General features: G+C 47.8%; 23 protein-coding genes. 14 read left to right on the forward strand and 9 right to left on the reverse strand.

Features of this window, described 5'->3' with window-relative positions:
* Positions 1-94: 94 nt before the first annotated feature.
* Positions 95-835 (forward strand): NUDIX hydrolase, encoded by a 741-nt coding sequence (locus B5M13_RS19860; protein ID WP_080057317.1) that lies wholly within the window; start codon positions 95-97, stop codon positions 833-835.
* A gap of 68 nt (positions 836-903) precedes the next feature.
* Positions 904-1,713 (forward strand): hypothetical protein, encoded by an 810-nt coding sequence (locus B5M13_RS19865; RefSeq protein ID WP_080057318.1) that lies wholly within the window; start codon positions 904-906, stop codon positions 1,711-1,713.
* 12 nt (positions 1,714-1,725) lie between these two features.
* Here the strand turns inward: B5M13_RS19865 and B5M13_RS19870 are convergent, their stop codons facing one another.
* The 4 genes from B5M13_RS19870 to B5M13_RS19885 form a co-directional block, all read right to left on the reverse strand.
* Entirely contained in the window at positions 1,726-3,669 is a 1,944-nt protein-coding gene (locus tag B5M13_RS19870; RefSeq protein ID WP_080057319.1) for a peptidoglycan DD-metalloendopeptidase family protein, read from the reverse strand.
* Positions 3,670-3,773: 104 nt separating this feature from the next.
* Positions 3,774-4,613 (reverse strand): T9SS type A sorting domain-containing protein, encoded by an 840-nt coding sequence (locus B5M13_RS33735; RefSeq protein ID WP_170061160.1) that lies wholly within the window; start codon positions 4,611-4,613, stop codon positions 3,774-3,776.
* A gap of 925 nt (positions 4,614-5,538) precedes the next feature.
* On the reverse strand, positions 5,539-7,131 hold the full coding sequence (locus B5M13_RS19880) for a T9SS type A sorting domain-containing protein (protein ID WP_080057321.1): 1,593 nt from the start codon (positions 7,129-7,131) through the stop codon (positions 5,539-5,541).
* 97 nt (positions 7,132-7,228) lie between these two features.
* On the reverse strand, positions 7,229-8,170 hold the full coding sequence (locus B5M13_RS19885; protein ID WP_080057322.1) for a hydrogen peroxide-inducible genes activator: 942 nt from the start codon (positions 8,168-8,170) through the stop codon (positions 7,229-7,231).
* A 159-nt stretch (positions 8,171-8,329) separates the two neighbouring features.
* Here B5M13_RS19885 and B5M13_RS19890 point away from each other — a divergent pair, with 159 nt between their 5' ends.
* The 4 genes from B5M13_RS19890 (at position 8,330) to B5M13_RS19905 (ending at position 14,139) form a co-directional block, all read left to right on the forward strand.
* Complete coding sequence (locus tag B5M13_RS19890; RefSeq protein WP_080057323.1) at positions 8,330-9,118, forward strand: hypothetical protein; 789 nt, start codon at positions 8,330-8,332, stop codon at positions 9,116-9,118.
* 96 nt (positions 9,119-9,214) lie between these two features.
* Positions 9,215-10,276: a ferrochelatase gene (gene hemH / locus B5M13_RS19895; RefSeq protein WP_080057324.1), complete on the forward strand. Its 1,062-nt coding sequence runs from the start codon at positions 9,215-9,217 to the stop codon at positions 10,274-10,276.
* Between the two features lie 418 nt (positions 10,277-10,694).
* Positions 10,695-13,703 (forward strand): alpha/beta hydrolase family protein, encoded by a 3,009-nt coding sequence (locus B5M13_RS19900; RefSeq protein ID WP_080057325.1) that lies wholly within the window; start codon positions 10,695-10,697, stop codon positions 13,701-13,703.
* A 94-nt stretch (positions 13,704-13,797) separates the two neighbouring features.
* Positions 13,798-14,139 carry a retropepsin-like aspartic protease gene (locus B5M13_RS19905; protein WP_080057326.1) on the forward strand — a complete coding sequence of 114 codons (342 nt, stop codon included), beginning with the start codon at positions 13,798-13,800 and terminating at the stop codon, positions 14,137-14,139.
* Between the two features lie 104 nt (positions 14,140-14,243).
* Here B5M13_RS19905 and B5M13_RS19910 read toward each other — a convergent pair whose 3' ends face one another.
* The gene (locus tag B5M13_RS19910) at positions 14,244-14,636 is read right to left on the reverse strand and encodes a DUF1573 domain-containing protein (protein ID WP_080057327.1); all 393 of its coding nucleotides are present in this window, start codon (positions 14,634-14,636) and stop codon (positions 14,244-14,246) included.
* A 208-nt stretch (positions 14,637-14,844) separates the two neighbouring features.
* Between B5M13_RS19910 and B5M13_RS19915 the strand changes: the two genes are divergently transcribed.
* From B5M13_RS19915 to B5M13_RS19925, 3 genes are all read left to right on the forward strand, one after another.
* Positions 14,845-16,152 (forward strand): sensor histidine kinase, encoded by a 1,308-nt coding sequence (locus B5M13_RS19915; protein ID WP_080057328.1) that lies wholly within the window; start codon positions 14,845-14,847, stop codon positions 16,150-16,152.
* A gap of 2 nt (positions 16,153-16,154) precedes the next feature.
* Positions 16,155-16,826, forward strand: a complete 672-nt coding sequence (locus B5M13_RS19920) for a response regulator transcription factor (RefSeq protein WP_080057329.1) — start codon at positions 16,155-16,157, stop codon at positions 16,824-16,826.
* 109 nt (positions 16,827-16,935) lie between these two features.
* Positions 16,936-18,048 carry a hypothetical protein gene (locus B5M13_RS19925; RefSeq protein ID WP_080057330.1) on the forward strand — a complete coding sequence of 371 codons (1,113 nt, stop codon included), beginning with the start codon at positions 16,936-16,938 and terminating at the stop codon, positions 18,046-18,048.
* A gap of 97 nt (positions 18,049-18,145) precedes the next feature.
* Here the strand turns inward: B5M13_RS19925 and B5M13_RS19930 are convergent, their stop codons facing one another.
* Positions 18,146-19,342, reverse strand: coding sequence for an alpha/beta hydrolase family protein (locus B5M13_RS19930; RefSeq protein ID WP_080057331.1), 1,197 nt, complete (start codon positions 19,340-19,342; stop codon positions 18,146-18,148).
* 437 nt (positions 19,343-19,779) lie between these two features.
* On the opposite strand from B5M13_RS19930, the gene B5M13_RS19935 reads away from it, so the two are divergent.
* From B5M13_RS19935 to glgX, 5 genes are all read left to right on the forward strand, one after another.
* On the forward strand, positions 19,780-20,484 hold the full coding sequence (locus tag B5M13_RS19935; RefSeq protein ID WP_080057332.1) for an OmpA family protein: 705 nt from the start codon (positions 19,780-19,782) through the stop codon (positions 20,482-20,484).
* Between the two features lie 62 nt (positions 20,485-20,546).
* Complete coding sequence (locus B5M13_RS19940; protein ID WP_080057333.1) at positions 20,547-20,759, forward strand: hypervirulence associated TUDOR domain-containing protein; 213 nt, start codon at positions 20,547-20,549, stop codon at positions 20,757-20,759.
* Between the two features lie 8 nt (positions 20,760-20,767).
* Complete coding sequence (locus B5M13_RS19945) at positions 20,768-21,112, forward strand: DUF3140 domain-containing protein (protein ID WP_080057334.1); 345 nt, start codon at positions 20,768-20,770, stop codon at positions 21,110-21,112.
* Between the two features lie 89 nt (positions 21,113-21,201).
* Complete coding sequence (locus B5M13_RS19950) at positions 21,202-21,657, forward strand: ferritin-like domain-containing protein (RefSeq protein WP_080057335.1); 456 nt, start codon at positions 21,202-21,204, stop codon at positions 21,655-21,657.
* Between the two features lie 128 nt (positions 21,658-21,785).
* The gene (glgX, locus tag B5M13_RS19955; protein ID WP_080057336.1) at positions 21,786-23,924 is read left to right on the forward strand and encodes a glycogen debranching protein GlgX; all 2,139 of its coding nucleotides are present in this window, start codon (positions 21,786-21,788) and stop codon (positions 23,922-23,924) included.
* A 93-nt stretch (positions 23,925-24,017) separates the two neighbouring features.
* Here glgX and B5M13_RS19960 read toward each other — a convergent pair whose 3' ends face one another.
* The 3 genes from B5M13_RS19960 to B5M13_RS19970 form a co-directional block, all read right to left on the reverse strand.
* Positions 24,018-24,521: a pyridoxamine 5'-phosphate oxidase family protein gene (locus B5M13_RS19960; RefSeq protein WP_080057337.1), complete on the reverse strand. Its 504-nt coding sequence runs from the start codon at positions 24,519-24,521 to the stop codon at positions 24,018-24,020.
* Positions 24,522-24,625: 104 nt separating this feature from the next.
* Entirely contained in the window at positions 24,626-25,042 is a 417-nt protein-coding gene (locus B5M13_RS19965) for a four-helix bundle copper-binding protein (RefSeq protein WP_080057338.1), read from the reverse strand.
* A 40-nt stretch (positions 25,043-25,082) separates the two neighbouring features.
* Positions 25,083-25,292, reverse strand: coding sequence for a DUF2188 domain-containing protein (locus B5M13_RS19970; protein ID WP_080057339.1), 210 nt, complete (start codon positions 25,290-25,292; stop codon positions 25,083-25,085).
* Between the last annotated feature and the right edge of the window lie 74 nt (positions 25,293-25,366).

Here is a 25,366-nt window from a genome sequence, read left to right on the forward strand (position 1 = left end):
AAACTTGCGCCGATACTACCAACGTTTTTGTTATTTGCCGTAGATCAAGAGCTGTTAGAAGAATGTTTTGACAGACGAATCCATACGAATCATGATGCGCGAGCGATTACATCCCGAAGAAATGCAGACCGATGGTGCTGGCTTTTTACCCAGTCTGGCAATCGACACCGTTATCTTTGGGTTTCACGAAGGCCAGCTAAAAATTCTGCTCCTGGAATATACGAACACCAACCTGTTGGCCTTACCGGGCGGTTTCATTCAGGAAACGGAGAATTTGAACGATGCAGCCCGACGGGTACTTGCCGAACGGACCAGCCTGCAGGGTATCTATCTGGATCAGTTTTACACCTTTGGCGACCTCGATCGTTACGATCCAACTCCCCTACGGGCCATTATGTCGGCACATGGCCTCAACTACTCCGACCACCACTGGTTGCTCCGTCGCTTTGTTTCGGTTGGGTACTATGCCTTGGTCGACTTCACAAAAGCGGTACCCGTACCCGATCTGCTGGCCGACCGCTGCGACTGGTATGACCTGGCCAATCTCCCCCCCTTGATGCAGGATCATCAGAAAATTGTTCAGAAAGCGCTGGACACCTTACGGCTCGAACTCGACCGCAAGCTGATTGGCTTCAACCTGCTTTCCGAAACGTTTACAATGGCTGATTTACAGCGGCTTTACGAAACCATTTTAGGCCAGAAACTACACCGCTCCGGTTTTCAGCGCAAAATGCTCAGCCTGGGAATTCTGGAGCGACTCGATAAACAATACAGTGGAGGAGCCCACAAAGCGCCTTATCTTTACCGATTCGCTTCCGATAAAAAGCCGGTATAACTGCTGATCGTTGCACAACGTCCGATAACGACATTTTTCAGATCACTCCGGCCAACCGTTACCCATTCATGCCTGGAAACGCATTTGTTCGTTATGGTCTGCTTTTACTATTGGCACTGCCGATTGGTTTTTTGCTGCTCAATCCACAGCTACTCCGCTGCATTTGGATCGAGCATTCAGGCCATTTTCAGACTGCTAAGGGGATGACGAACGTTTATATAAGTCGGACCGCTACCCAACGGCAACAAACCAAATTTCGTCAGCAGGTAATTCAGGCCCGGAGCCGTATACAACGTTTTTGGGGAAGCCAGCAAGGGCGGGCCATTCTGATTTACTGTCCTACGCAGGCCGATTATGAACAGTATTGCGCCGGAGGTGAAGGAGCAGGCTGTAGCATCGGTACGCCCTGGGGTAGTGCCTATTTAATTCTGGGCCCAGACGGGAACGATGTCGATGTGATTGCCCACGAACTATGTCATGACGAGTTGTTTGCCCGGTTGGGGTGGTGGCAGGTCAAGCGTCAGATTCCGCAATGGTTCAATGAAGGGCTGGCGCTCATGGTCGATTACCGATACAGTTATCCGTCGGTCTGGGAACGGACCGATCGTCCAGAAAACGATTTCTCTGCATCTGACAACCCCTCCGTCAGACCATACCCCCATCACCCGATGCTCAAACTTTCCGAGCTTGAAACCACCCGCGATTTTTTCGGTACCGATTATATGCATACCATGTTAGCCTATCAGACAGCCGCTGAGGAAGTAGCCCGCTGGCTTAGCCGCGTAGGTCACCGAAACGTACTGGTGCTGACCAATGCCATTACAGACGGAGAACCGTTCAAAGACGCCTACCAACGCATTGAAAAACAGAGCCGATAAGCGATTCAATTCTCACAACTTTATAATTCGGCGGGTAGTTTTTCGATCACCAGTCTGAATTTGCAGCAGGTAGGTACCAGCCTGATAGGTATCAAGTTGAATTGTAGATTTCCTTTGCCGAGTTTCGCCCATCAGGATCTGATGCCCATTCATGTCCGTTAAGACGAACGAAGCAACCTGACCCAAATGCAATCCATTGACCTGAACGGTCACGGCACTTGCTGCCGGAACCGGATACACCTCTACAGCAGCCGTCAGCGAAGGGTCATCAATGCCGAGCAATGGATTTACCACTACCACAACACTCTTTGTAAGAAGGTTACCGTTGCCACATACATTGCTAACACTTACCAGTTGATAGCCTGTTGACTTAGTGGGTCTTGCCTGAAATGCATATGGATTGGCAGAGGTAACCACGGGTACCACCGTTCCCAAGCCAGAAGCTGTACTATCCCGATAGCTCAGATTCCAGGGAGCTTCCCCGGTAAACGTGACCGATAAGTTGGCGGGTTGACCTTCATAGATGGTTTGATTGCCGGCAAGTGTTGCCGTTGGTAGCACAGAGGGAAATGCCGTTACTGAAATAGCATTCGAAACAGCCCCGGTCAGTTCGGCCGTATACGTACCCGATTCACGGGCAACGATCGCTTGGTCAGTCCGTTTACTGAGCACAACCCCATCTTTTTTCCAGATATACTGGTTAGTTTCGACATTAGCGGTTAACGTCACGCTATCGCCCGTACAAAATGACGTTCTCCCAGAAGGTGAAATCTGAACGACTGATTGAAAATCTTTGGCAACGATAAACGTTCGCTCGTACGTCTTGCCATTGAAAAGAGTACGAAACGTCCATTTACCATTCGGCGCATCGGCTGGTATGGTTACATAGATATACCAGTAAAAGTTGGCAAAACTGGATGTGCTTTTATCCTGAAAGGTAGTAAAGAGTTGCCCATCTGGCTGAAATACATCGAACTGGATAGGATCGCCATTCTCCAGCTCACGCCCGAAGGCATAAAAGTAAAACCGCTGGCCGGGTTGTGCGACAACGACCTCATTGGTAACGTTGGCCGAGCCGGGACAAACGCCCATCACAGGCTGAACCAGATGAACACTCAGTCGGTTGAGCGTCTTATCTTTATAGAGTGGTTGCTGTTTCCACCAGGCATCGGTAATGGTTTTATTGCAGGCTCCCTGAAAGGGGTCGATCAGCTTTCCATCGGCATTATATACCTCAAAATGGAGATGGGGCGCCGACGACCGGCCCGAACTCCCTACAAAGCCCAGGAACTCACCTTCATTGACTCGCTGACCGATACTTTTGGTGGTTAATGATTGCTTTTTCAGATGCCCATACCAAGCCACTGAACCATCATCGTGTCGAATATACACAGCGTTCCAGTCACGGGTAGCACTACTAAATGAACCACAGCTTTGATCGTCGTTGCCATCACTTTTAGAAATAATGACACCCGGTGCAGCCGCTACCACCTTCACATACTCACCCGCCATCACCGACCAGTTGAATGGCCACAGGGCAATATCGGTCCCCTGATGCTGGTAGCCATTTTTCTGATCATAAGTACGGTTACCACAATTGTAATCCAGGTTATAGGTCGTATACTGATTTACATCGTCGGGGCCAACAGAGGGGTTTAAATCCACATAATTGGAAATAGTCCAGAATCCATAGGGAGCCTGACTTTTTGCCCAGCGTAAAGGAAACGAAAAAACGGGATGGGTTGCCGCTTTTCGGGCTCCATTCTTCGTCAGTAGCGCCAGCTTTTGCTGAAGCATCTGCTGAATATCGGCATGCTCCTGGGGCGTCAGACACGGTTGCCGATCTAAGCTAGCACCCTCCAACCGACTACCTACAGAAACAGGCTGCGCAAGTAAACATAACTTACTCACTAACAGCAGAAATAGCAATAAGACCGGTCGTAGTTTTTTGTTCATTAGGTTGTCGAAAGAGGATACGGTAAGCTACTATTTTTCATAATAGCCCCAATGATCTTTTGACTATTAGGTATAGTTCTGCTCAGCACGTTAGCCAATCCGTTTCAGAACTTTACAATCCGTTTGGTGGCTTTCCGATCCCCAACCTGCACCTGGAGCAGATACATTCCTGGTGGATGCTTATCGATTGGTATAGATGCCGTCGTCTGGCGAATCTCCTGCCGACCAAGGGGGTGCCCTGTCAGGTCAATCAATTCCAGAATGGCGGTTTGGGTAGGTGGCAAATCCCGGATATGCACGTTTAGGTCAGTCGTTACCGGAATAGGGTAAATCTCGATTGCATCAGCCAGCGCCGGGTCTTCCACGCCCAGCAACGGAATTACCTTAACAAGGGTACTGGCTTTAAACGTATCATTGAGGCAGCCGTTACTGATGGATTTGATCGTGTAACTCGTCGTTATCAGCGGTTTTACATCAATAGAATATTCACCGCCAAACGAAGTCAATGATCTGGGTGCCCCCAATCCAACAGCGGAGCTATCCTGCAAAACAAAGGTGAAGGCCCTCCAGGCAGCCCTACCCGATAAATTAATACTTAAACTAGCCGGGGTAGATTCCCATTCCAAAAGCGTTTTTCCCCCTGTGATGGTGCCCGATGGAGGGAGACTGACGTTGACGGTTAGGTGCGAATACGTCCAACTGGGACAGGCTTTTGTTGGGTCATTTGGTACGAGCCGATAATAGTATTCTGCACTGGATGGTTCATTTGTAACAGGTAGTGGTGGACTTGCGGTTTCAACCGAACTGCCTTTCAACGAATATCGAACCTGATAATTGTCGGGAGGAGCCTCGTGGCCATTTACGTTCAGTGGAACTGCCTTATCACCAATACAATAGCCAACGCTCCCATAATAGATATCTGGCCAGTGTGAAACTTCGTACACCGATATAGCATTGGCAGGCCTCGGCCCCTGGAACGGTCGATATAAAACCCTATATTTTGATTTTGCAGTATCGCTTTCACACCCGTTTAGCGTCTGAGTACAATAATACAAATGCTCTTCAACAGGGTATTTATAGGTATCAGTTGGAGCAAACGCTTTAGGTATAGCCATAATTACTTGATCAACAGAACCAGAATTTATTCTGGTAAAATAAGTAGCTCCTTGATTCAGTATGTTATCACTATACCGATAAAGGTTAACCGTTGCTCCAGCGATAACAGTTGTTGTAACGTAAGTACTAACATCCCCACTGGGAAGCACGCGCATACAATCCACCATCAGGCTATCAACCCTCGGCGGGACCGGTTTGGCCTGTATCGCAAACGTTGTTGGGCTGGCTGTACCTGTAACTGACGGATTTTTAGCCGATAGTCGAATCTGATAGTTACTCCCAGCCAGGCTATTTACAGGAATAGTAGCTCGGTAGAGAACCTCCCCGCCCACGGTTATCGATAAGAGCACAGATGGGATTTCGGAAAAGGTTATTCCGTCCGATGAAAGTTGAACGACCACGTCTCCTGCCACTCCATTTATACGTCCCCTTACTTCCAGTTGAGACCCTGCGCAAACCGACGTCACGGCTAAAGGCTGCGTATCAATCGACTGCCCCCTAAGCTGTCCGCCCAGTAGTAATACACTATTTATCAGCCAATAAAATTTTAATAGGGAAAACCTGAACGGTGTAGAACAGTAAAGAGCGGTTATACAGTTATTCATCCCATACATTCGATAAGGTTGCACAAAAGCCCCTAAATATATAAACTACTCAATACATTCATAAATAAGCTTTGCGGGAACAAAACCACTCTTACTCTGCATCACTATGGCCGTAATCTATACCAACTAAGCGCCTTACATTGACTTCTCAAAACTTCACGACACGTTTAGTCACCCATCGGTCATTAATTCGAATCTGTACCAGATATACCCCAACAGGCTGGCTCTCCAACGCAATAGATGCAGTATGCTGACTGATTTCCTGCCGCATCACTGTACGCCCAACCAAGTCTTTTACTTCTACAACGGCCACCTGAAATGGTAGCAAACTCCGAATATGTATCGCCAGACTTGCCGCTGTTGGGACTGGCGACACCTCTATCATATCGCCTAGAGTGTTATCCTCAATAGCCAGTAACGGTCTGACATCAACGACCACTAACCGATTGGTTACGACTCCCTCACCACACTCATTATTGACCGATATTAGTTTATAATCCGTTGTTTGTTTGGGACTTACCCGAAGCACATACGGATTGGCATCGGTCGTAACCGACGTACCGTTTCCCAAACCTGTACCCGTACTATCGCGATAGGTAAATGTCCAGGGGGGATTTCCCGTAAAAGCGACAGACAGGCTGGCGGGCTGCCCTTCCAGTATTGTCTGACTACCGGCGAGCGTAGCCGTAGCCAATGGTTTTATCGAAACCGTCAGGCGCGTATTTAAAGCAGTATAGTTGCCGCATCCTTTTGTTGGGTCAATGGGTACTAACGCCATTTCATACGTTTGAGAAGCCAGCACGTTTGTTTTGGGTATCGGTGGGGTTTTGGATTGAACTGTATCGGGCAGCAACCGATAAATGACCTGGTAGTTCTGCGGAGGAGCAATATGCCCATTGACATTCAATGGATCGGCCCGACTATTCTGGCAGTAGGCAATCGTTCCGTAATAGGTTGGTGGCCAGTTTGGCGGCTCAATGTCATAGGCTTTCCCATTCGTAGGAAATGGCCCCGTTGTTGGCCTGTATAAAATCCGCAAAACTGTCTTCACTTTTTCGCTTTCGCACTCGTTGACCGATTGCGTAACGAAAAAAACAGTTTCTTTGACAGGATAGCTGTAGTTCGTACTACCCAGGTATGGCTTCGGAATAAAAAAGGCGCTATGTTCTGCGTCGCTTATTACATCACTCTTGCGCATAAAAACCTGATTCGCATTGTAGAGCATGGCTTCGGCCCCCGAAACTACAGTTGTCGAAATAATGGACATAAGGTCACTACTCGGCAACACACGCTGGCAGTCCAGCACGAGACTATCGATGGTTGGTGGTGCTGGCCGAGCTTTTACGGTTAACGTGGTTGGGCTGGGCTTGCCTGTAACCGGTGGATTTTTTGATACAACCCGGACCCGATAGGAAGCCCCGACGGCTGTACTAGCTGGAATGAGAGCCCGATACGTCACCTCATAACGCCCGGACGCCGATACCAGCGAAGCGGGAATTTCACTGTATATGATCCCGTCCGGCGAAAGTTCAACCGACAGGGTATTGCTGCCAAATGTCCGAAACGCGGTAACATCAATAGATGAGCCCGCACAGACCGAGGTTACAACTAAAGGCTGTGTATCCAGTGTCTCCTGGGCATACACACAGCCACCGAAGAAAGCCAGAAAGCAGCACAGATTGATATAAAGGCAATGTCTTACCTGTATAGTGATACTAAACCAACGTAAATACGGAGTCATACCAGCGGTAAGAAAAGGGTCGGGTTTTGTTCAACAACCACCCATGTGCCAATAAGTTTCTACGGCTAAGTTTAACTAAAGTCAGAAAAATGCTCGTTTATTTCAAGCGAACGGTTTGTCCTACTTTTACGGACCCCATCAAGGTTGCGGGCAGATGGTCGAGTATTTCAGATTTAAATGCGTTGATTAACTTTCGTTTCAGAAAACTCCGGTGCATCACCAGACTGACTTCACGAACGGGCTGGGGCGAATCGAATGGCCGAAGCCGAGTACAGCGGATAGCATCCAGATCGAGTGTAGCCAGATAGGGCAGTAACGTAAACCCCCCTTGTTTATCGATCAATTTAATCAGCGTTTCGAGCGACCCCGTTTCATACCGCAGGGGTGTGCCACCAGTAACCTGTCGATCAGCGCCACACAGATTCATCACCTGATTTCGAAAACAATGCCCTTCTGTCAGTAGCCAAAGGCCATCAGCCTGTAAATCTTCCGAGCGAATGGTCGGTCTGTCCAGTAACGGATTCGATTCAGCCGCGTACAACACGAAAGGCTCCTGAAATAGTGGCATTTCGGTAATCCCATTTTCGGCTAAAGGTGTAACCACTAATCCCACATCAATCAATCCATTACGAAGTCGTTCGATAATCTGTTCCGTTACTAATTCCTGTATCTGCACGGATACAGCCGGGTACTTCTGAATAAAACTTCCAATAAAGTAAGGAAGCAGATAGGGAGCCAGCGTGGGAATGATTCCGATCCGGAAATTGCCCCGAATATCGTCTTTCGATTCATTTACAATTTCGGGAATTCGACGGGCAGCTCGCAGCACATCCCGCGCCTGTGCCAGAATCGCCTGCCCGGTTTCAGTTGGTACAACGGGTTGCTTCGAACGGTCAAAAACCAACACCCCCAGTTCGTCTTCCAGTTTCTGGATTTGCATACTCAAGGTAGGCTGCGTTACATGGCAGGCTTCGGCAGCCGTAGCAAAATGTCGGTAGGTATCAACGGCAACAATATAATCAAGCTGAGAAAGCGTCATAAGCAATGTATGATGTATGATATAGGCTATATGAGTAAAGGAAAATCATCATACTTCATACACCCTATATCATACATAAATAACAAATCTAAGGCTTCTCAAACCAAAAGAAGCCGTCCTTGTTCTATTTTTGCGGGTAAAATCCTCACTAACTAACCTATGAAAACACGTATCCTTTGCTGCCTGTTCATCGGCTTTAGCGGTTTTATGACTTTGGCACAATCGCAGAAGTCAATCAATCCGCCTGTTCCTGGTTTTGACTTGGCGGGTTCGGATGCTCGCGCGGTTCAAATCGCCGATGAAGTCATGGCGGCTATGGGAGGCCGACCTGCCTGGGACGATACGCAACTAATTGCCTGGAATTTCAACGGTGTTCGCAAGCTCGTTTGGGATAAATATTCGGGCAATGTTCGGATCGACAATCTACTCGACGACCAAACAATCTTACTGAACATTAATAGTGAGAAAGGCCGCGTTTACCGAAATGGCGAAGAATTAACCGAACCTGACTCTGTAATGAAATATGTTCGGCAGGGTAAACGCCATTGGCTTAATGACTCGTACTGGTTGGTTATGCCCTTTAAACTTAAAGATGGAGGGGCCACACTTAAATACCTGGGCACCGAAGCTACGCAGACCGGGAAACCCGCTGATATTTTACAACTTACGTATAAAAGCAATAACTTATCACCCGGTATACGCCATAAAATATGGATCGATAAAAAATCCCGGCTGGTGAGCCAGTGGGCACAGTACGCCAAATTAACTGACAAACAGCCTCTTTTTGTGGTACCCTGGGATGATTACCAGCAACATGGCGATATTCTGCTGGCCAGTGAACGGGGTAGTCATGATCTTTCCGATATAATGGTGTTTACGGGTTTACCCGGCGAGGTATTCAGCGATTTCACCCGTACCGATTTAAGTCGCTATCATGAAGCGAAGTAACTGTACCTTTCCGGTTTACATTGCTCTGCCTCATAGACACTTCAGCAAGCGCTGAATACTGTAAACTTACCGCATCAAATTTCTGTTAGCCTTTGCATGAATCTTTCTGTTGAATCCTCTCCTGCTTCAGTCCGAAAATCAGTAGGTAAAACGGGTGTCTTATTAGTTAATCTGGGCACACCCGACAGCCCTTCCGTGCCCGATGTCCGTAAGTACTTACGCGAGTTCCTGATGGATGGTCGCGTTATTGACATTCCGTTTGCTTCACGCTTTATGCTGGTCAATGGTATCATTGCGCCATTTCGGGCACCAAAGTCCGCTAAAGTGTATAAGGAACTCTGGACAGAATCGGGATCGCCCCTAAAGTATTATGGTCAAATTGTTGAACGGGAACTTCAGAAAGAACTCGGCACTGAGTATATTGTGAAACTGGCCATGCGCTACCAGAATCCCAGCATAGAAGCGGGCTTAAAGGAGTTTCAGCAACAAGGGCTTTCCGAACTTATCATTATTCCCTTTTTCCCCCAGTATGCTTCGGCTACAACAGGTTCCATCTATGAACTGGTTATGGATTTGGTGAAGCGTTGGGAAGTAATACCGGCGATTCGGTTTGTCAACCGATTTCTAGAGCATCCAAAATTTATTGAAGGCTTCACTCAGATCGCCAGGAAATACATGGAAGCCTACGATTACGATTATTTCCTGTTCAGCTATCACGGCCTGCCCGAACGGCAGATTTATAAAGGGGATATTACCAAACGGGTTTGTCAGTTAGGCGAATGCTGTAATACCCTTCATGCCCTAAATCAACACTGTTACCGGGCTCAATGCTTCGAAACAACCCGGCTGATTGTAAAGGCACTGGGTATACCCGAAGGCCGATATGCGACCAGCTTTCAATCGAGACTAGGCAAAGATCCCTGGATACAGCCTTATACCGACGATATTATTAAATCACTGCCTGGCAAAGGGATCAAAAGTGTACTAGCTTTCTCGCCCGCTTTTGTTGCCGATTGCCTGGAAACAACTATTGAGGTAGGTGTAGAATACAAAGAGTTGTTCGAAAAATCGGGGGGGCACCACTGGCAATTGGTGGAAAGTCTGAACGATAGCCCGATCTGGATTGAAACCTTGGTCGATCTGGTCAAAACAGCCTGATCATCGCTACACTCAGGCCCAGTGAGCCTTATAAATAAGCCCGCTCTTTTAACAAGAAGCGGGCTTTTCATTACGGCAGATACAGTACTGAAATAACAAGGGGCAATTCATTGTTGCAGGTATACTAATCCTATAGATTCTTATTTACAGCAATACATTATATCCCTTCACTAAGCGATCAGTCCGTACATGCTTTACCATTAAACAATTTTCATTCAATAATGTTTTTGCGAACCCATCATTTTTCTAGTGGTGTCAAATTTCGTATGGTTCGGTAAACGCTCATAACAGCACAAAAATAATCTGGTAGTTATCGAAGTAGAAACAGAACGAAACCTATAATTAATGACCCTTTTGCCATTTATCTACGCAAACTCGCAGATTTTTAGTAGCTTAGTAAGTCTTAACTTTCCTCCCAATGACACGCTTCACTCAACTCTTACTGTGTTTTTTCCTTTCAATACCTCTCCTCGCCCAAATTCAAAAACGCCCCCTCAATGCATCGGACTATGATCGATGGCAAAGCGTTCGAGCCGAAAAAATATCGGCTGATGGGCAATGGATCTCCTACCAGATCGACCGTCAGGAAGGCGATGGACGGCTGGAAGTAGCCAGTACCAGTGGGGGTAACCAGCCACGCTATAGTTTTGCTCGTGGGTATATGGCTCAGTTCACCCCCGACAGTAAGTTCCTGGTTATGCGGCTCAAAGCGCCCGCAGCCGATACTCGCAAAGCCAAACTCAAGAAGAAGAAACCCGACGAGATGCCGAAAGATAGTCTGGTGGCGTTGAATCTGGCTACAGGCAAAATGGTTCGGTTTGCCAGTGTAAAATCGTATACGTTTGGCAAAGATGGCGGTTCGTGGCTGGCCGTGGTGCAGGAACGCAAAGACGACCCCTCACGACCGGCCCCTCGTGCGGCAACCCAAACCCAGAAAGATACCTTACTCCCGTCGGCTCCCATTTCGACAACGACAGTTGCTACCCGACGAGGGCCATCAAAACGCCCCAAAGGTGATGACCTGACCCTCCTGAATCTGGCCGACGGTTCACGCAAAACCTTCCGATACGTATCGAACGTGGCGATTTCAGATAACGGCCAGAAAGTGTTTTACAGCAAAGAGTCAGCGGCCGATACCCTGAAAGCAAGTGATAATGCGGTGCCAGGTGTGTTCCTGTTCAATACGGCCAACGGGCAAACTATGTTGGTGGATACCAGCTCGAAACGCAGGATTTATAAAGGATTGGCAATCGACAAAGTCGGCGATCAGGTAGCGTGGATGGCATCGGCGGATAGTGCAGGTGCCGATGTAAAAGTATTTACACTCTATTATAAAAGCCTTGCCGCACCCACCGTATCAAAAGGGAAGAAAAGCAAATCGGCTGAGCCCGAAGCCCCTTACCGGGTTTTGGCTGATACAACCCTTAAAGCTCTCCCCAAAGGCTGGTCGGTCAACGAATTTCGAGAACCCAAATTTGCCGAAGATGGCAAGCGGCTTTATTTCTCCACATCGCCCATTCCTCCCAAACCAACCAAAGACACACTGACTCCAGACGATGAAAAAGTAAAAATGGACATCTGGACCTGGACGGATACGCGCCTGCAACCCATGCAGCAACGGCGGCTTAAGGAAGAAAAGGAACGCGGTTTTCTGACACTGGCCGATTTAACCACCGGAAAAGTTACGATGCTGGCCAACCGTGAAGTACCGACTGTTGCATTTGACCCCAAACTCAACTCACGGTACCTTCTGGGATTAAGTGATTTACCGTATCAGGTGCAAGCCTCCTGGGACCCTGGCCATACCGATCTGTATCTGATTGATACGCAGACGGGCGAGAAAAAACGTATTGCCAACGATGTGATGGCATCACAGCCTAAATTATCGCCCGGTGGTCAGTACGCTTATTGGTTCGATGAACGGGATTCGCTCTGGCGAGCATGGTCCATTGCTGAAAACAAACGCATCGACCTGACGCGCGGTTTACCCAGCAAGTTTTTCGATGAAGAGCACGATACGCCAAACCTTCCGGGTGCGTACGGATCGGCTGGCTGGACTACCGGCGACCGCTACCTGTGGCTCTACGACCGCTACGACATCTGGCAGGTTGATCCGACGGGCCGCGAAAAGCCGACCAACCTTACGGCAGGCTGGGGGCGCAAAAATGGCGTTCGACTTCGGTATGCCGACATGGGCGAAGACGACTCGCCAGGACCCGGATTTGGTCGGTCAGCACCCGATAAGCCTATTGATCCCAAAGCTGAAGTATTTTTCACGGGAATCTGGGAAAGTGATAAATCGACGGGGATTTTAAAGAGCAAGAATGGCCTCTCAGCGTTGGAACCCACAACCCTGAAGCGTAGCAACCACCGATACTTTGGCCTGAACAAAGCCAAAAATGCCTCGACAATGACCTTCTATCGGGGGAATTTTCAGGAGCCGATCAACCTTTTCCGGACGGATAGCACCCTGGCTAATCCTGTTCAACTCACCCGTGTCAATCCCCAACAGGACAGCATTCGCTGGGGGAGTGTTGAACTGGTAAGCTGGCTAGGCACCAACGGTGTCAAACTGGAAGGGCTGTTGTATAAACCTGAAGGATTCGACCCGAAAAAGAAGTACCCTATGCTTACGTACTTTTACGAGCGGAATGCCGAAACCCTGAATGATTACAAAGCACCAGCGCCGAGCCGTTCGACCATCAACGTAGCTTACTGCGTCTCAAATGGGTATCTGGTTTTCATCCCGGACATTGTGTATACCACAGGTCAGCCAGGGCCAAATGCCTACGATTGTATTGTACCGGGTGTGCTGAGCCTGATCGACAAAGGGTTCGTAGATCGGGATCGCTTGGGTATTCAGGGGCAAAGCTGGGGGGGCTATCAGACGGCCTATATCATTACCCGCACCAATCTATTCCGGGCGGCCGAAGCGGGTGCTCCCGTGGCCAACATGACCTCAGCGTATGGAGGCATTCGATGGGAAACGGGTATTGTTCGTCAGTTTCAGTATGAGAAAACGCAAAGCCGAATTGGCGGAACCTTGTGGGATAAACCAATGAATTACATTGAAAACTCTCCCCTTTTCTTTGCCAATCGCATCCAGACCCCACTCATGATGACGCACAACGATGCCGATGGGGCGGTACCCTGGTATCAGGGCATCGAGTTCTACTCGGCCCTCCGCCGGTTGAACAAGCCCGTCTGGATGCTAGTGTACAACGGCGAAGGGCATAACCTCACCCAGCGGCACAATGCTAAAGACCTGAGTATTCGATTGTATCAGTTCTTCGATTATTACCTCAAAGATGCACCTATGCCGCTCTGGATGAAAGAAGGACGTACAGCCGTGGAGAAAGACCGGGGTGAAATGAAGTATGGCTTAGCCGTGGAGCCACAGCAGATTTCGAGTGGCGGGTCGAATTAAGAATGGATAATGTACAATGAATAATGTACAATCAGAGTTGCTGATTGTACATTATTCATTTCCATATGTAACTTCGAGCAAATAAATTGCCGACATGTCCATTATCAAGAAGCCCTTACTTTATGTAGGCTCTCAAGGGGAGAAACATCTCTATACCCTTTTCGACAGTGGAGCCAATCTTTCGTGTATCAGTCCTGAATTCGTAAATGATCTAGAAATCCCAGTCAGTCTGGGTCGAATTCGACGTATTGCTACCGCAGCGGAAGGCCACTATATCGAAGTTAAACACGTTGTTCGTCTGGATTTCTACATCGATGATGTTCTACTCTCCGATGAATTTCTGGTAGTACCGGGCCTGAGCGAAGAAGCAATTATTGGAGCGGCTACCATGCAGAAGTGGCGCATAAAGCTAGAACGGTCCGCCGTCGCGGTTTGAGCATGACCTGGTTCACGTTGATTCTAAAGTGGCCAAAATGCAATTGATTTAAAACAACAAGAGCCGGACGTAAATCCGGCTCTTGTTGTTTACTGTGTTGAGTTTTATTGAGCCGCTCCAGCTTCTTTCACTACCTCGCCTTTAAAATACAGCACGACCGTTCCACCCTCGGCATTCGACTCTACCGTTACTGACTTGTTGAACGCGCCCATCGCAGCTGCATTATAGGTCGCTTTAATCGTACCGGCCTGTCCGGGCAACACCGGCGCTTTCGGATAATCTACCCCTGTGCAGCCACAGGAACCCTGCGCCCGGTTGATCACGAGTGGTAGTTCGCCCTTATTGGTAAAGGCAAATTCAACCGTAACGGGCTTCCCCTGCGGAATACGACCGAAATCGTGGGTAGCGTTCTTCCAGTTGAACAACGCAGCCGGTACCGTCATGGCCATGGAAGCTGTCAATACTAAAAACGAGCCGATAAACAGAAAACGTTTCATAGAAAATTGGTTTGATAGGATTTGTTATGTACTGCCCACTCAGGCGACTATGCAAACCTACTTCTCCTAGTTACTCGACTCTGTTAAACAGTGCCTAACATTTGTTAATGAGTTGTTAACGTGGCACCAGTTAGCGAATAAGTGGTTGAGTGATTGAGCGAATAGTCCGTACTTTACATGTTCACAATCGCTCAATCACTCATTGAATATGTCTCGACTGCGGCTACTGGTTCTTCTTTCGGTGCTTTCCATTATTGGTATCCTCGCAGTACAGGTAGTGTGGGTACGAAACGCCTATGCATTGCGCGAACGCCAGTTTCGCCAGTCGGCATTCATTGCCTTGCAGGATGTGGCTGATGAAGTCGCCCGACTAAATCACTTTACACTGAATCGCTACGCTGTTACCCAGCTTTCGGACGATTATTTTATTGTCAATACAGATGCGCCCATCGACCCGGCAGCCCTTGAAACCTTTATCCAGGGTTCTCTTCAGGCGCATAATCTGATTACCGACTATGAATACGGCATTTACAACTGCGAAACCGACCGGATGGTTTATGGAGCTTATGTAGGCACAAGCACCTTGACGAAAGGCAGGCTCCAGAGTATCCGAAATCTGCCCAAGTTCCCTCGATACACCTATTATTTCGGTATCCGTTTTCCGAATCAGGCTGGGTTCGTTGCGGGGCAGTTGACCGGATGGGTGTGGTCAACCGTAGCTGTACTACTGGTCGTACTATTTTTCGGTTATACACTCAGCGTTGTTTTAAAACAACGTCGGCTGACCGAAGTACAACGGGATTTTATCAACAACATCACACATGAGCTACAAACGCCCGTTTCAACGATTCGGGTAGCGGCCGATGTTCTGCAAACCGATGGAATAACCCAACAACCTAACCGACTTAAACAATACGCACGGGTATTAGGAGAAGAAAGTCAGCGGCTACAAAAACAGATCAACAGCATTTTACAACTGGCGAAATCTGAACGAACGGGTTTTGTGCTTGAACGGACTGACGTCAACCTACACGAATTAATGGCCGAAGCGGCCCACCAGTTTGCTCCACACATAACTCTTGACCTGACCGCAACCCACGCCAACCTGTATGCTGATCGGTATCATCTTGAAACCACGCTGAATAACCTGATCGATAACGCACTGAAATACTGCGACAAATCACCCCGAATCGTATTGCATACCCGACAGGAACACGGCAAACTAATCTGGTCGATCAGCGACAATGGCATCGGAATTGCTCCAAAGCATCAAAAAGCTGTTTTCCAGCAGTTCTTTCGAGTGGGTTCTGGGCATACCCACAACGTAAAAGGTTTTGGGCTTGGCCTGTATTACGTCCGGCAGGTTGTTCGGGCACACGGCTGGCAGTTGGCCCTGACCAGTGAACCCGGTCAGGGAAGTACATTTACCATAATAACTAAAAGCGAAAAAGTGAAAGAGCGAAAGAGTGAAAAGCTTACGCTAAACGAATCACTCTTTCGCTCTTTCGCTCTTTAACCTTGGCACCCGCTCGCATTTTATTCGTTGAAGATGATGTAAATCTGGGATTTGTTATCCGAGACACGCTCGAAAACGTCCCGTTTCAGGTCACCCATTGCACCAACGGCACAGAAGCCTGGGAGGCTTTCCAATCTGGCCCGTTCGATGTGTGTTTACTGGATGTCATGTTGCCTCAGAGTGATGGCTTTACACTTGCCCGCCAAATTCGTTCAGTCAATACGCTGATTCCCATTCTGTTTCTAAGTGCACTAGCCAATAAAGATGATCGCCTACAGGGCTTGAGACTGGGAGCCGACGATTACCTGACCAAGCCTTTTAGCATCGAAGAATTGATTCTGAAAATCAACGTATTCCTCCGCCGTACAATCATCCAACAACCCCAGCTACCGGCAACGGACTTTGAGCTTCATCGACAGAATCTTACACTGATAATCAATGGTCAGGTTCAGAATTTAACGTACCGTGAAGTCGCTGTGCTGGCCTATTTGCTGGATCGCCCTAATACGCTGGTTCGGCGCGATGAGTTGTTGCGGGCCGTTTGGGGCGATGATGATTATTTCATGGGCCGTAGTCTGGATGTATTCATTTCCCGGCTGCGCAAACGATTAGTTCAGGCACCTGCCATCCGAATCGAAAATGTACATGGTGTGGGGTTTATTTTGCGCCGTTAATGAACTCCGTTTGCAGCCTATCTTTTCTGCTTCGTAGTTTGCATTCCGAAATTTGCGCTGACGGCCCGCATGTACAGCACTTAGCAACTCTTAAACCACAAACTATCTGATGAATTACAAATTACCTGTCCTTGTACTCTTAGCTGGACTGTTTTCGTACGGCTGTAAAACAGCGAAACTCCCCCATCAATCACTTCCTACTACTGCCAGCATTTCGCAGGAAGGGTTTCTTACCTGCTTTGCTCCCGGAACCTCGCTCAACAATCAACCCGTCTGGTGCGAAGCATCGGCGGTCTTGTTTGATGGGAAACATATACTGTTTGCCAACGACAAAGATATGCCTGCCGGTCAGAGTCCAGTTTTCATGAAAACACTCGACGATCTGGCCGATTCCACCAGCTCACCCACTTACCTCACACGCCCTATCTTCTCCTCAACCCGAAAGTATGAGGATTTCGCCCAGACGCCCGATCGCCGTTTTGTGCTGCTCACTACAGCATTCGACCGGGTAAAGTCGGGAAGTCATGACTGGGATAGTTACAACACCATTCTCTACTGGCGCAGTGGCGACGAACAACATCCGCACGTACTTACCCCTGATGATACCAGCCGAACCTCAATAGCCTATCGCCAGCGCATCGCCCAGTTATTGACTACTTCGGAATTTCCGGGTGCAATTCCATACTTCAAGATTGAAGGGTTAGCCGCAACGGATAAGCAGCTCCTGTTCGGGATTCGTGAGGAAGGCAAATCGTACGAGAGCTTTACCTATCGGGCCAAAATCATCAGCGTGTCGTACCAGATCGAGAAAAAAGGCGATACGGAGCGTATTCGACTGGCCGACGACTGGAAAATTATTAACAACTTCGATATTGCCGCTGCTGAGCCCTCGCTACCCAAACCACTGGCTCTATCTAGTCTGGAGTATGATCCATACCGAGGGTGCTTCTGGCTATTGACATCGATGGAAGCGAATGGCCAACTGGATGCCTATCTCTGGACCATCAGCCAGGCCGACTTATACGCAGGCAAACCATTTTCGTTGATGCGTAATGCCCAGGGCCAGCCGATTCATACGCCCGGCCACAAAGCCGAAGACCTGACCCCACTGGACCGAAACCGCCTACTGCTCATCAGTGACGACGACCGCACCCGAACAACCATTGGCACAACAACCCGGCAACCTAATCAGGCAGCCTATACCATTTTAACAGTTAACTAAGCTGAGGTCTCTAAACAAAACTGCCCGAAAGTTTAAGCTTTCGGGCAGTTTTGTGCTCGTCCGTAATTCAATCATAAACGAGCAACACCTACAACTTTTATTGAATCGAACCAAAGAACGAGTACGTACCCGTGATGAAGGGAACAATGCCCGTAGCATGGGTTGCACCCGACATGGTGATCAGTTCTACATTCGTGGCGCCACGCTTCTGCATGGCCTCATAGGCATTCTTTGAGTTCAGGTAGAACACGATTTCGTCAGCATCACCATGATACAATTGAGTGCGGGTTCGGGGTTTCCAGTCATGGATATCATTATCCTGCACTGCTGCCAGAAAAGCCTTGTCCGTCCCATCGTTGACAGCCTGTTTGAAGCTATCCGTAAACGCCTGATTCAGGCTAATGCTGATGGCTGCATTTTTCCCCGATGCAGCCACCTGCGACGCATACGGTTCTTTAAAATAATAGCTCATGGGGCGGTTCAGACCATAAATTCGGTCGTATGTAAGAAGCACCCAGATGTACAGCCGATTAATACTAGCGTCTCCACCGGTTTTCTGATTCAGAATATAGCTCATAAACGCTGGCTTGTCGTAGGCACCCGCCCCACAACTCGATGCGACCAGATTGAACTCAGTGCCAGCTTCTTCCTCTATTTTTTTCTGTAGCGCCATCGTTGCATAGCCTCCTTCCGAATAGCCAGCCAGAAACAGGCGACTGTCCCAATTTAGGCGTTGACTCTTCAGAAACTCACGCGTGGCCCGCAGCATGTCGAGCGATGCTGTGGCCAGACCGCTGCGATGTTCATAAGTATGAGGCAAGTCTTTCGAGGCTCCATAGCCAATGTAGTCGGGCGCTGCGATAATATACCCCTGGGAGGCAAACACCGATCCAAATGTATAGGCTTCGCTACTGGGACCGAAGTTTGAGGGAGCGTCAGATTCACTGGTGATTGTCCCATGCTGCATACTTAGCAATGGCACGGCTGTTGTTGTGGTCGGTATTAATAAGGCTCCAGATGCTTTCACCGGCTTACCATCCGTATTGGTGGTCATATATTCCAGTCGGTAAGCTTTGATACCATAGCGGATAAATACTTGTAGAAGCGAATTCACGCCCGTAAAACGACTCCGTAACTGATCTGTTGAATACTCTCCGATCAACGAGCTGTTTACTAAAACGGCGGGTTGTGTAGGTATTACGGCGCTATCGCTATCGACCGTTTTACAGGCCATTGGCGCGAAAAGTAATACGCCCCCTAAAAAAAGAGTTAGTAATGATTTGGTAAATAACATGAGGTAGTAACCAATTGAGAAGCTATTTATTCAACGCTTTTTTGTTCACTTTCGTTTATCTGAACGAGCTTAAAACGATCAATATCCTTTCAAAAAAAAGACCTCATTATCAATGCATTACAAAGGTTGCAAAATAAATACTCTACCCATAGTATAAAGCGTTTGACCTAGTCGAGTAGTAGTGTAGACCAGAAACGTTACAACAGATATCAGTTTTGTAGAACCCTTTCCACAACTATATGCATCTTACTTCCCGGTTACTCTATCAAACTACTTCGTTATATTGACCCTTATTCAGTATTTTCGATTTAACCAATTCAAATTAACTAACTATCTATCAGCCACTTAGTCTAAACCACATCAAAAAGGCGAGATCCCAAGGATTAAACTGGTACAGGGTTTGGGTATCTATAAGCAATACCAATATTCACAACGCTATGAATCATGAACTAAAATCTGTTGCAACAAAGGCATTAGCTATTCCACTGGCATTTTCTCTGCTGACTGGAAATGTGGCTTGTGCCCAACAGAAAAAACTGAACAAGACCCAGAAAGGTGCTATAGTGGGAGCCAGCGGTGGTGCTGTTATTGGAGGCATGATTGGCAAGAGTACAGGAAAAACCGCTATGGGAGCTATTTTGGGCGCTACTGTCGGGGGCGCAGCCGGTGCTGTTATTGGCCGACGGATGGATAAACGTGCTGAGGAAATACAACGTCAGATGCCCAATGCTCAAGTCGATCGGGTAGGTGAAGGAATTAAAGTTTCACTCGGTTCAGACATCCTATTCGACGTGGATTCGTATGCTTTAAAGCCTTCAACCAAACAGCAACTGGTTGAATTTGCGCAGACGCTTAACAAGGAAGAAGAAACAGATATTCTAGTGGAGGGGCATGCCGATGCTACTGGTTCGGCGGACCATAACCTCAAATTATCCCAGCAACGAGCAAATGCCGTGGCTGACTTTCTGGAAGCTCAGGGTGTGAAAACATCCCGTGTCGATGAGAAAGGCTATGGCGAATCGCAACCTATTGCCGACAATGCAACCGCATCAGGCCGTCAAAGAAACCGACGCGTCGACATAGCCATTTTTGCTAACAAAAAAATGCAACGTGATGCAAAAAACGGCAAGCTTAGCGAATAAACCTGGCATAGGGTTAGGAGGAGACTTCTAACCCTATGCTACTAAACTAGAACGTAAAGCCGATGGATAAGCCCAAAAAAGGAGATAAAGTGAGTTGGAAATACGGAAAAGGGAAAGCAGAGGGCACCATTGCAGAAGTCCATACCAACGATGTAGAACGTACCGTTCAGGGCGCTACGGTCAAGCGGAAGGGATCGACCGACGAACCAGCCCTGATCATCAAACAAGACCGGAAGCGAATTATCAAGTCAGCTAGCGAAGTAACAAAACTATAAACTGAGTTATGATAGCAACGCTCGATGAACAAGAGAAAAAGGAGATTAGGCATACGTTCGGCAAGTTGATCAATATGTCGGCCTCTACACTAACAAAGTGGTTGCAAACCGAAGAATCTAAATCTGTTGGTCAAACAAAAGACGGTCACAAGGAGTCTATAGGTCATCAGTCAGGAAAACGTATTATCGATATTTTACAAAAGAAGGTCGATGAACTTACGGAAAGCGACTATGAGCATATACAAAAAGTAATTGGTTATGTGAAACGACATAGCGCTCAGCGCCCCGAACACGTAGCTGATTCAAATTGGACTTATTCGCTCAAAAACTGGGGGCATGACCCCGAAAAATAAAAGCTGCTTGTCAGACGGCTTAACTTTCTGATTTACTCAACTCGAAACGTTACGAAATTTTTCTGATCTAGTACAACCTACACAACGTTATGAATGTGAAAGTAACCCGGAGTGAAATCCTCGATCAACTTAGTCGCTTGTTAACGCTTAATCGTGATGCCGAAAAGGGGTATCAGGAAGCATCGGAACATGTCGACAGCCATGAATTAAAATCATTACTACTTACCCAATCGCGTCAACGGGCCGAGTTTGCCCTTGAACTGGATCGCGAAATCCGAACACTGGGCGGTGAACCTGACGACAGTACAAGCCTGACTGCCGATCTGCATCGCGCCTGGATTAATATAAAATCAGCATTTGCCACCAATGATGATAAAGCCGTTGTACAGGAATGCCACCGGGGTGACCAGGAAGCCCTAAACAATTATAATTCTGTACTTCAGGAAACTGACTTAGTAGCCAGTACTCGAGAGTTGCTGCTTCGCCAGAAACAGAGTATCGACTCGGCCAATTCTACAATGGCCCGTCTGGCCTTGGTAGTGTAGTGAATGGTGGGATTGGAAAGCCTGCTCCCTTTGGGGGTAGGCTTTTTTGTGTTTATACATTTACTCAAACAATCCCCTCTCACGCTCAGTTAAGCAACAAAACCATTATTCTCTACGCAAAAAACGTTATGAGTAAAGTATCTAAAGAAAAATCTATAACAAGCTCGTTTACTACCAAGCCGGGTAAACCTTATCCACTTGGAGCCTCCTACGATGGTGAAGGCGTAAACTTTGCCCTGTTTAGTGAAAATGCAACCGCTGTTACGCTTTGTTTATACGACCCAGCGAATCCCGCCGAGGAAACGGCCCACATTCCGCTTATTGAGCGAACCGATCTGGTCTGGCACATTTATCTGGATGGTTTAAAGCCAGGTCAACTATATGGTTTCCGGGTCGATGGACCTTATGATCCAGCTTCGGGTCACTATTTTAACCCGGCCAAACTACTGCTCGATCCGTATGCACGTGCCATTCATGCTCCGGTTAATCATAATGATGACTGGCTGGGTTACGACTATGGCGAACTGTCGTCGGATACCGTTGGCGTTGAACCGCATCAAACAACACTGATTCGAAGCGAAAAAGACAGTGGTCCTTCAATGCCCAAGAGTATTGTTATTGACCCGGATTTCGATTGGGAAGACGACACGGCTCCGGCCATTCCCTTACATCGGTCAATTATTTATGAAGTGCATGTAAAGGGCTTTACCTACCAGCATCCCACCATCGACGAGTCGATTCGGGGCACCTACGCAGGGCTGGGCTCGCCTGAAAGCGTGGATTATCTGAAGAAATTAGGCATCACGGCCGTCGAACTATTACCTGTCCATCAATTCACCGACGAAAGCTACTGGGGCTACAACAGCATCGGCTTTTTTGCTCCACAAAACACGTATTCGTCTGCCGGTATGATGGGGCAACAGGTGATGGAGTTTAAGCAGATGGTCAAAAACCTCCATAAAGCAGGTATTGAAGTTATTCTGGATGTTGTCTATAATCATACCGCCGAAGGCAATCAGATGGGCCCTACCCTATCCTTTAAAGGAATCGACAACCGGGTATATTACCATCAGGTAGGCGACAATCCAGAATATTACATGGACTACACAGGCACTGGCAACACATTCAATTTGAGCCACCCGCGCGTGTTACAGCTTGTGATGGACAGCCTGCGCTATTGGGTTACCGATATGCACGTAGATGGGTTCCGCTTCGATTTAGCATCGGCGCTGATTCGAACTGACGAAGAATTTGGCAGTGTTTCCGCTTTCCTGGATACGGTTGCTCAAGACCCAATTCTGGCTCAGGTAAAATTGATTGCCGAACCCTGGGATATTCATTCGTATCATGTGGGCGGTTTCCCGGTTCGATGGTCGGAATGGAACGGCAAATACCGCGATACCCTCCGGGCTTTCTGGAAGGGGGATCCCGGCAAAGCAGCCGAAACCGCTACTCGAATCCTGGGTAGCCCTGATTTATATGCGAATGATGGTCGATCTCCAGCCAATAGCATTAACCTCATTACGGCTCATGATGGCTTCACGCTCAACGACCTTGTTACCTACAACGAGAAACATAACGAAGCCAACGGCGAAGACAACCGCGATGGATCAAACGATAATTTAAGCTGGAACTGCGGAGTCGAAGGGCCTACCGACGATCCGTCTGTAAATGAACTTCGTGAGCGTCAGAAACGAAACTTCCTGACCACCATGATGCTCAGTCAGGGAACACCTATGATTGTCATGGGTGATGAGTACGGTCGTACGCAACAAGGGAACAACAACGGCTACAATCAGGACAGCCCAATTAGCTGGATGGATTGGCAGTGGACTGAACAGCAACAGGCTCTTTTTGAATTCACAAGCCAGCTTACCGCCTTGCGTCAGGCGACTCCCCTACTTAGCCGACGACGTTTTTTTGGTACCGAACAGATTGCTTATGTGCGTCCTGATGGTCTGGAAATGACGGGCGATGATTTCAATAACCCAAACACTCACTGTCTGGCTCTGTTTATCGATGGTCTTCGGGTTACCGAACAAACCGAAGATGGCCAGGACGTGGGCGACGAACAACTACTCTGGATTCTGAACGCCTATTGGGAAGACATTCCATTTAAACTCCCGAAAATAGACCGAAAACGGGCGTCGTGGGAAGTTATTGTCGATACCACTAGGGGGCAGGTTCATCCACAAGGAGAGGCCGTTAAAGGTGGCAGCACCATAACGGTTGGGGGCCGTTCATCAATGCTTCTGAGGCTCGCATAAAACATAAAAGCAAAAGTGCCGAATGGGGTAAAGGTTATACAAATCGTTCCTTTACTCCGTTCGGCACTTTTGCTTTTTGCTTTTATATCTTGCCTAATTATAGACCTTCTTATTTTCACCCATATCGGGTGGGGTACCGGTAACCAGGGCAGCAGCCTGCTGAAATAAGCGTACCATTCGGCTATCGCTGGCACTCCAATACTCTGCCATATCGATATGAACCTTCAGCAAAATCAGATCGGGATCATCTTTCCCTTTTGGAAACCACGCTTTAGCCTGTGGATTCCATAGTTCATCCACTTTTGCTCGATCGTCCAGCTCTTCAGCATGACCCGATACCGACACATAATCTGCGTTGCTAACGTCGGCAAATGACAGATTCACGCGATGGTCGTTGTGGTCAATCTGATCGACTTTGGGTGATGTCCGATTCGTAAAGAACCAGATGGTTCCCTCTTCATCGACTTGGAGGGCAGCCATCGGCCGACTAACCAGTTTACCCTCCTGATCAATGGTTGTCATCATAGTAATACGAATGTCCTCAATCAAATCACGGACTTTCTCCAACTGTTTGTTGATCTGTTGTTTTGTTTCCATAACGTTTAAAAAAATCGTCAGCCAGTAGCTGCCAGCCCATAGTGAGGTACATACCTAGCTACGACTGTTAACTATCGACTGACAATTGATAATTATCGACTAAGTTAATTATATAGCGTTTGACGCAGATCGATACCGTAAAATAAGGATGCTGGGGTTGTTACGGGATTTTTAGCTTCCAAATCGGTTTGATACCCCATATCGATGATATTGACACAACAGCAGATGGTCTGCTGACAGCTGGCATAAATCTGATTAGCGCGTTCGGTATTACACTGACTTACTTCCTGTGCACATTTCTCACAGACCTCAATGCAGGCTTTAGCCAACAGACGAGCGTTCTCAGAGCCTCGTACGTATAAAGTGGCCAGGTTCCGGCACATATCGGCACAATCGAGGGTAAGGAATATGCTGCGGTACCAGTTCTCGATGTCTTCTGCATTCGAACATTCCGTTGCGAACTGATTGCACAGAGCAGAACAGCCTATCAAAGAGTCGTAAATCGTTTTTTTCCAGATCATTGTCAACAGGTAGTTAGGTAGTGTTTTGTTGGGAGTACGATCAGGCGTAGAGCTGATCATTTTTGATGGTCCATTCATTGGAGCGTTCAAGGCGAGCCCAGCGACGGGCTTCATCAACGCTAATCATAATAATATGCTGCTGATCTAACTGCCCTTGTTCCTGCAGTTGATTTGCAATTTCAATCGCTTTTGCCCGTATTCTTGGACTTAGTGAACGCATGGCCGCCGGAAAATGAGTAATAGACCACATAGCTTAGATTAGTAGGTTATCGAATACTATGCTTTTTTTATGCCATATATATCAGCAACTTAACATACTTCAAC

This window comes from Spirosoma aerolatum, from assembly GCF_002056795.1.
Lineage (GTDB): Bacteria > Bacteroidota > Bacteroidia > Cytophagales > Spirosomataceae > Spirosoma > Spirosoma aerolatum.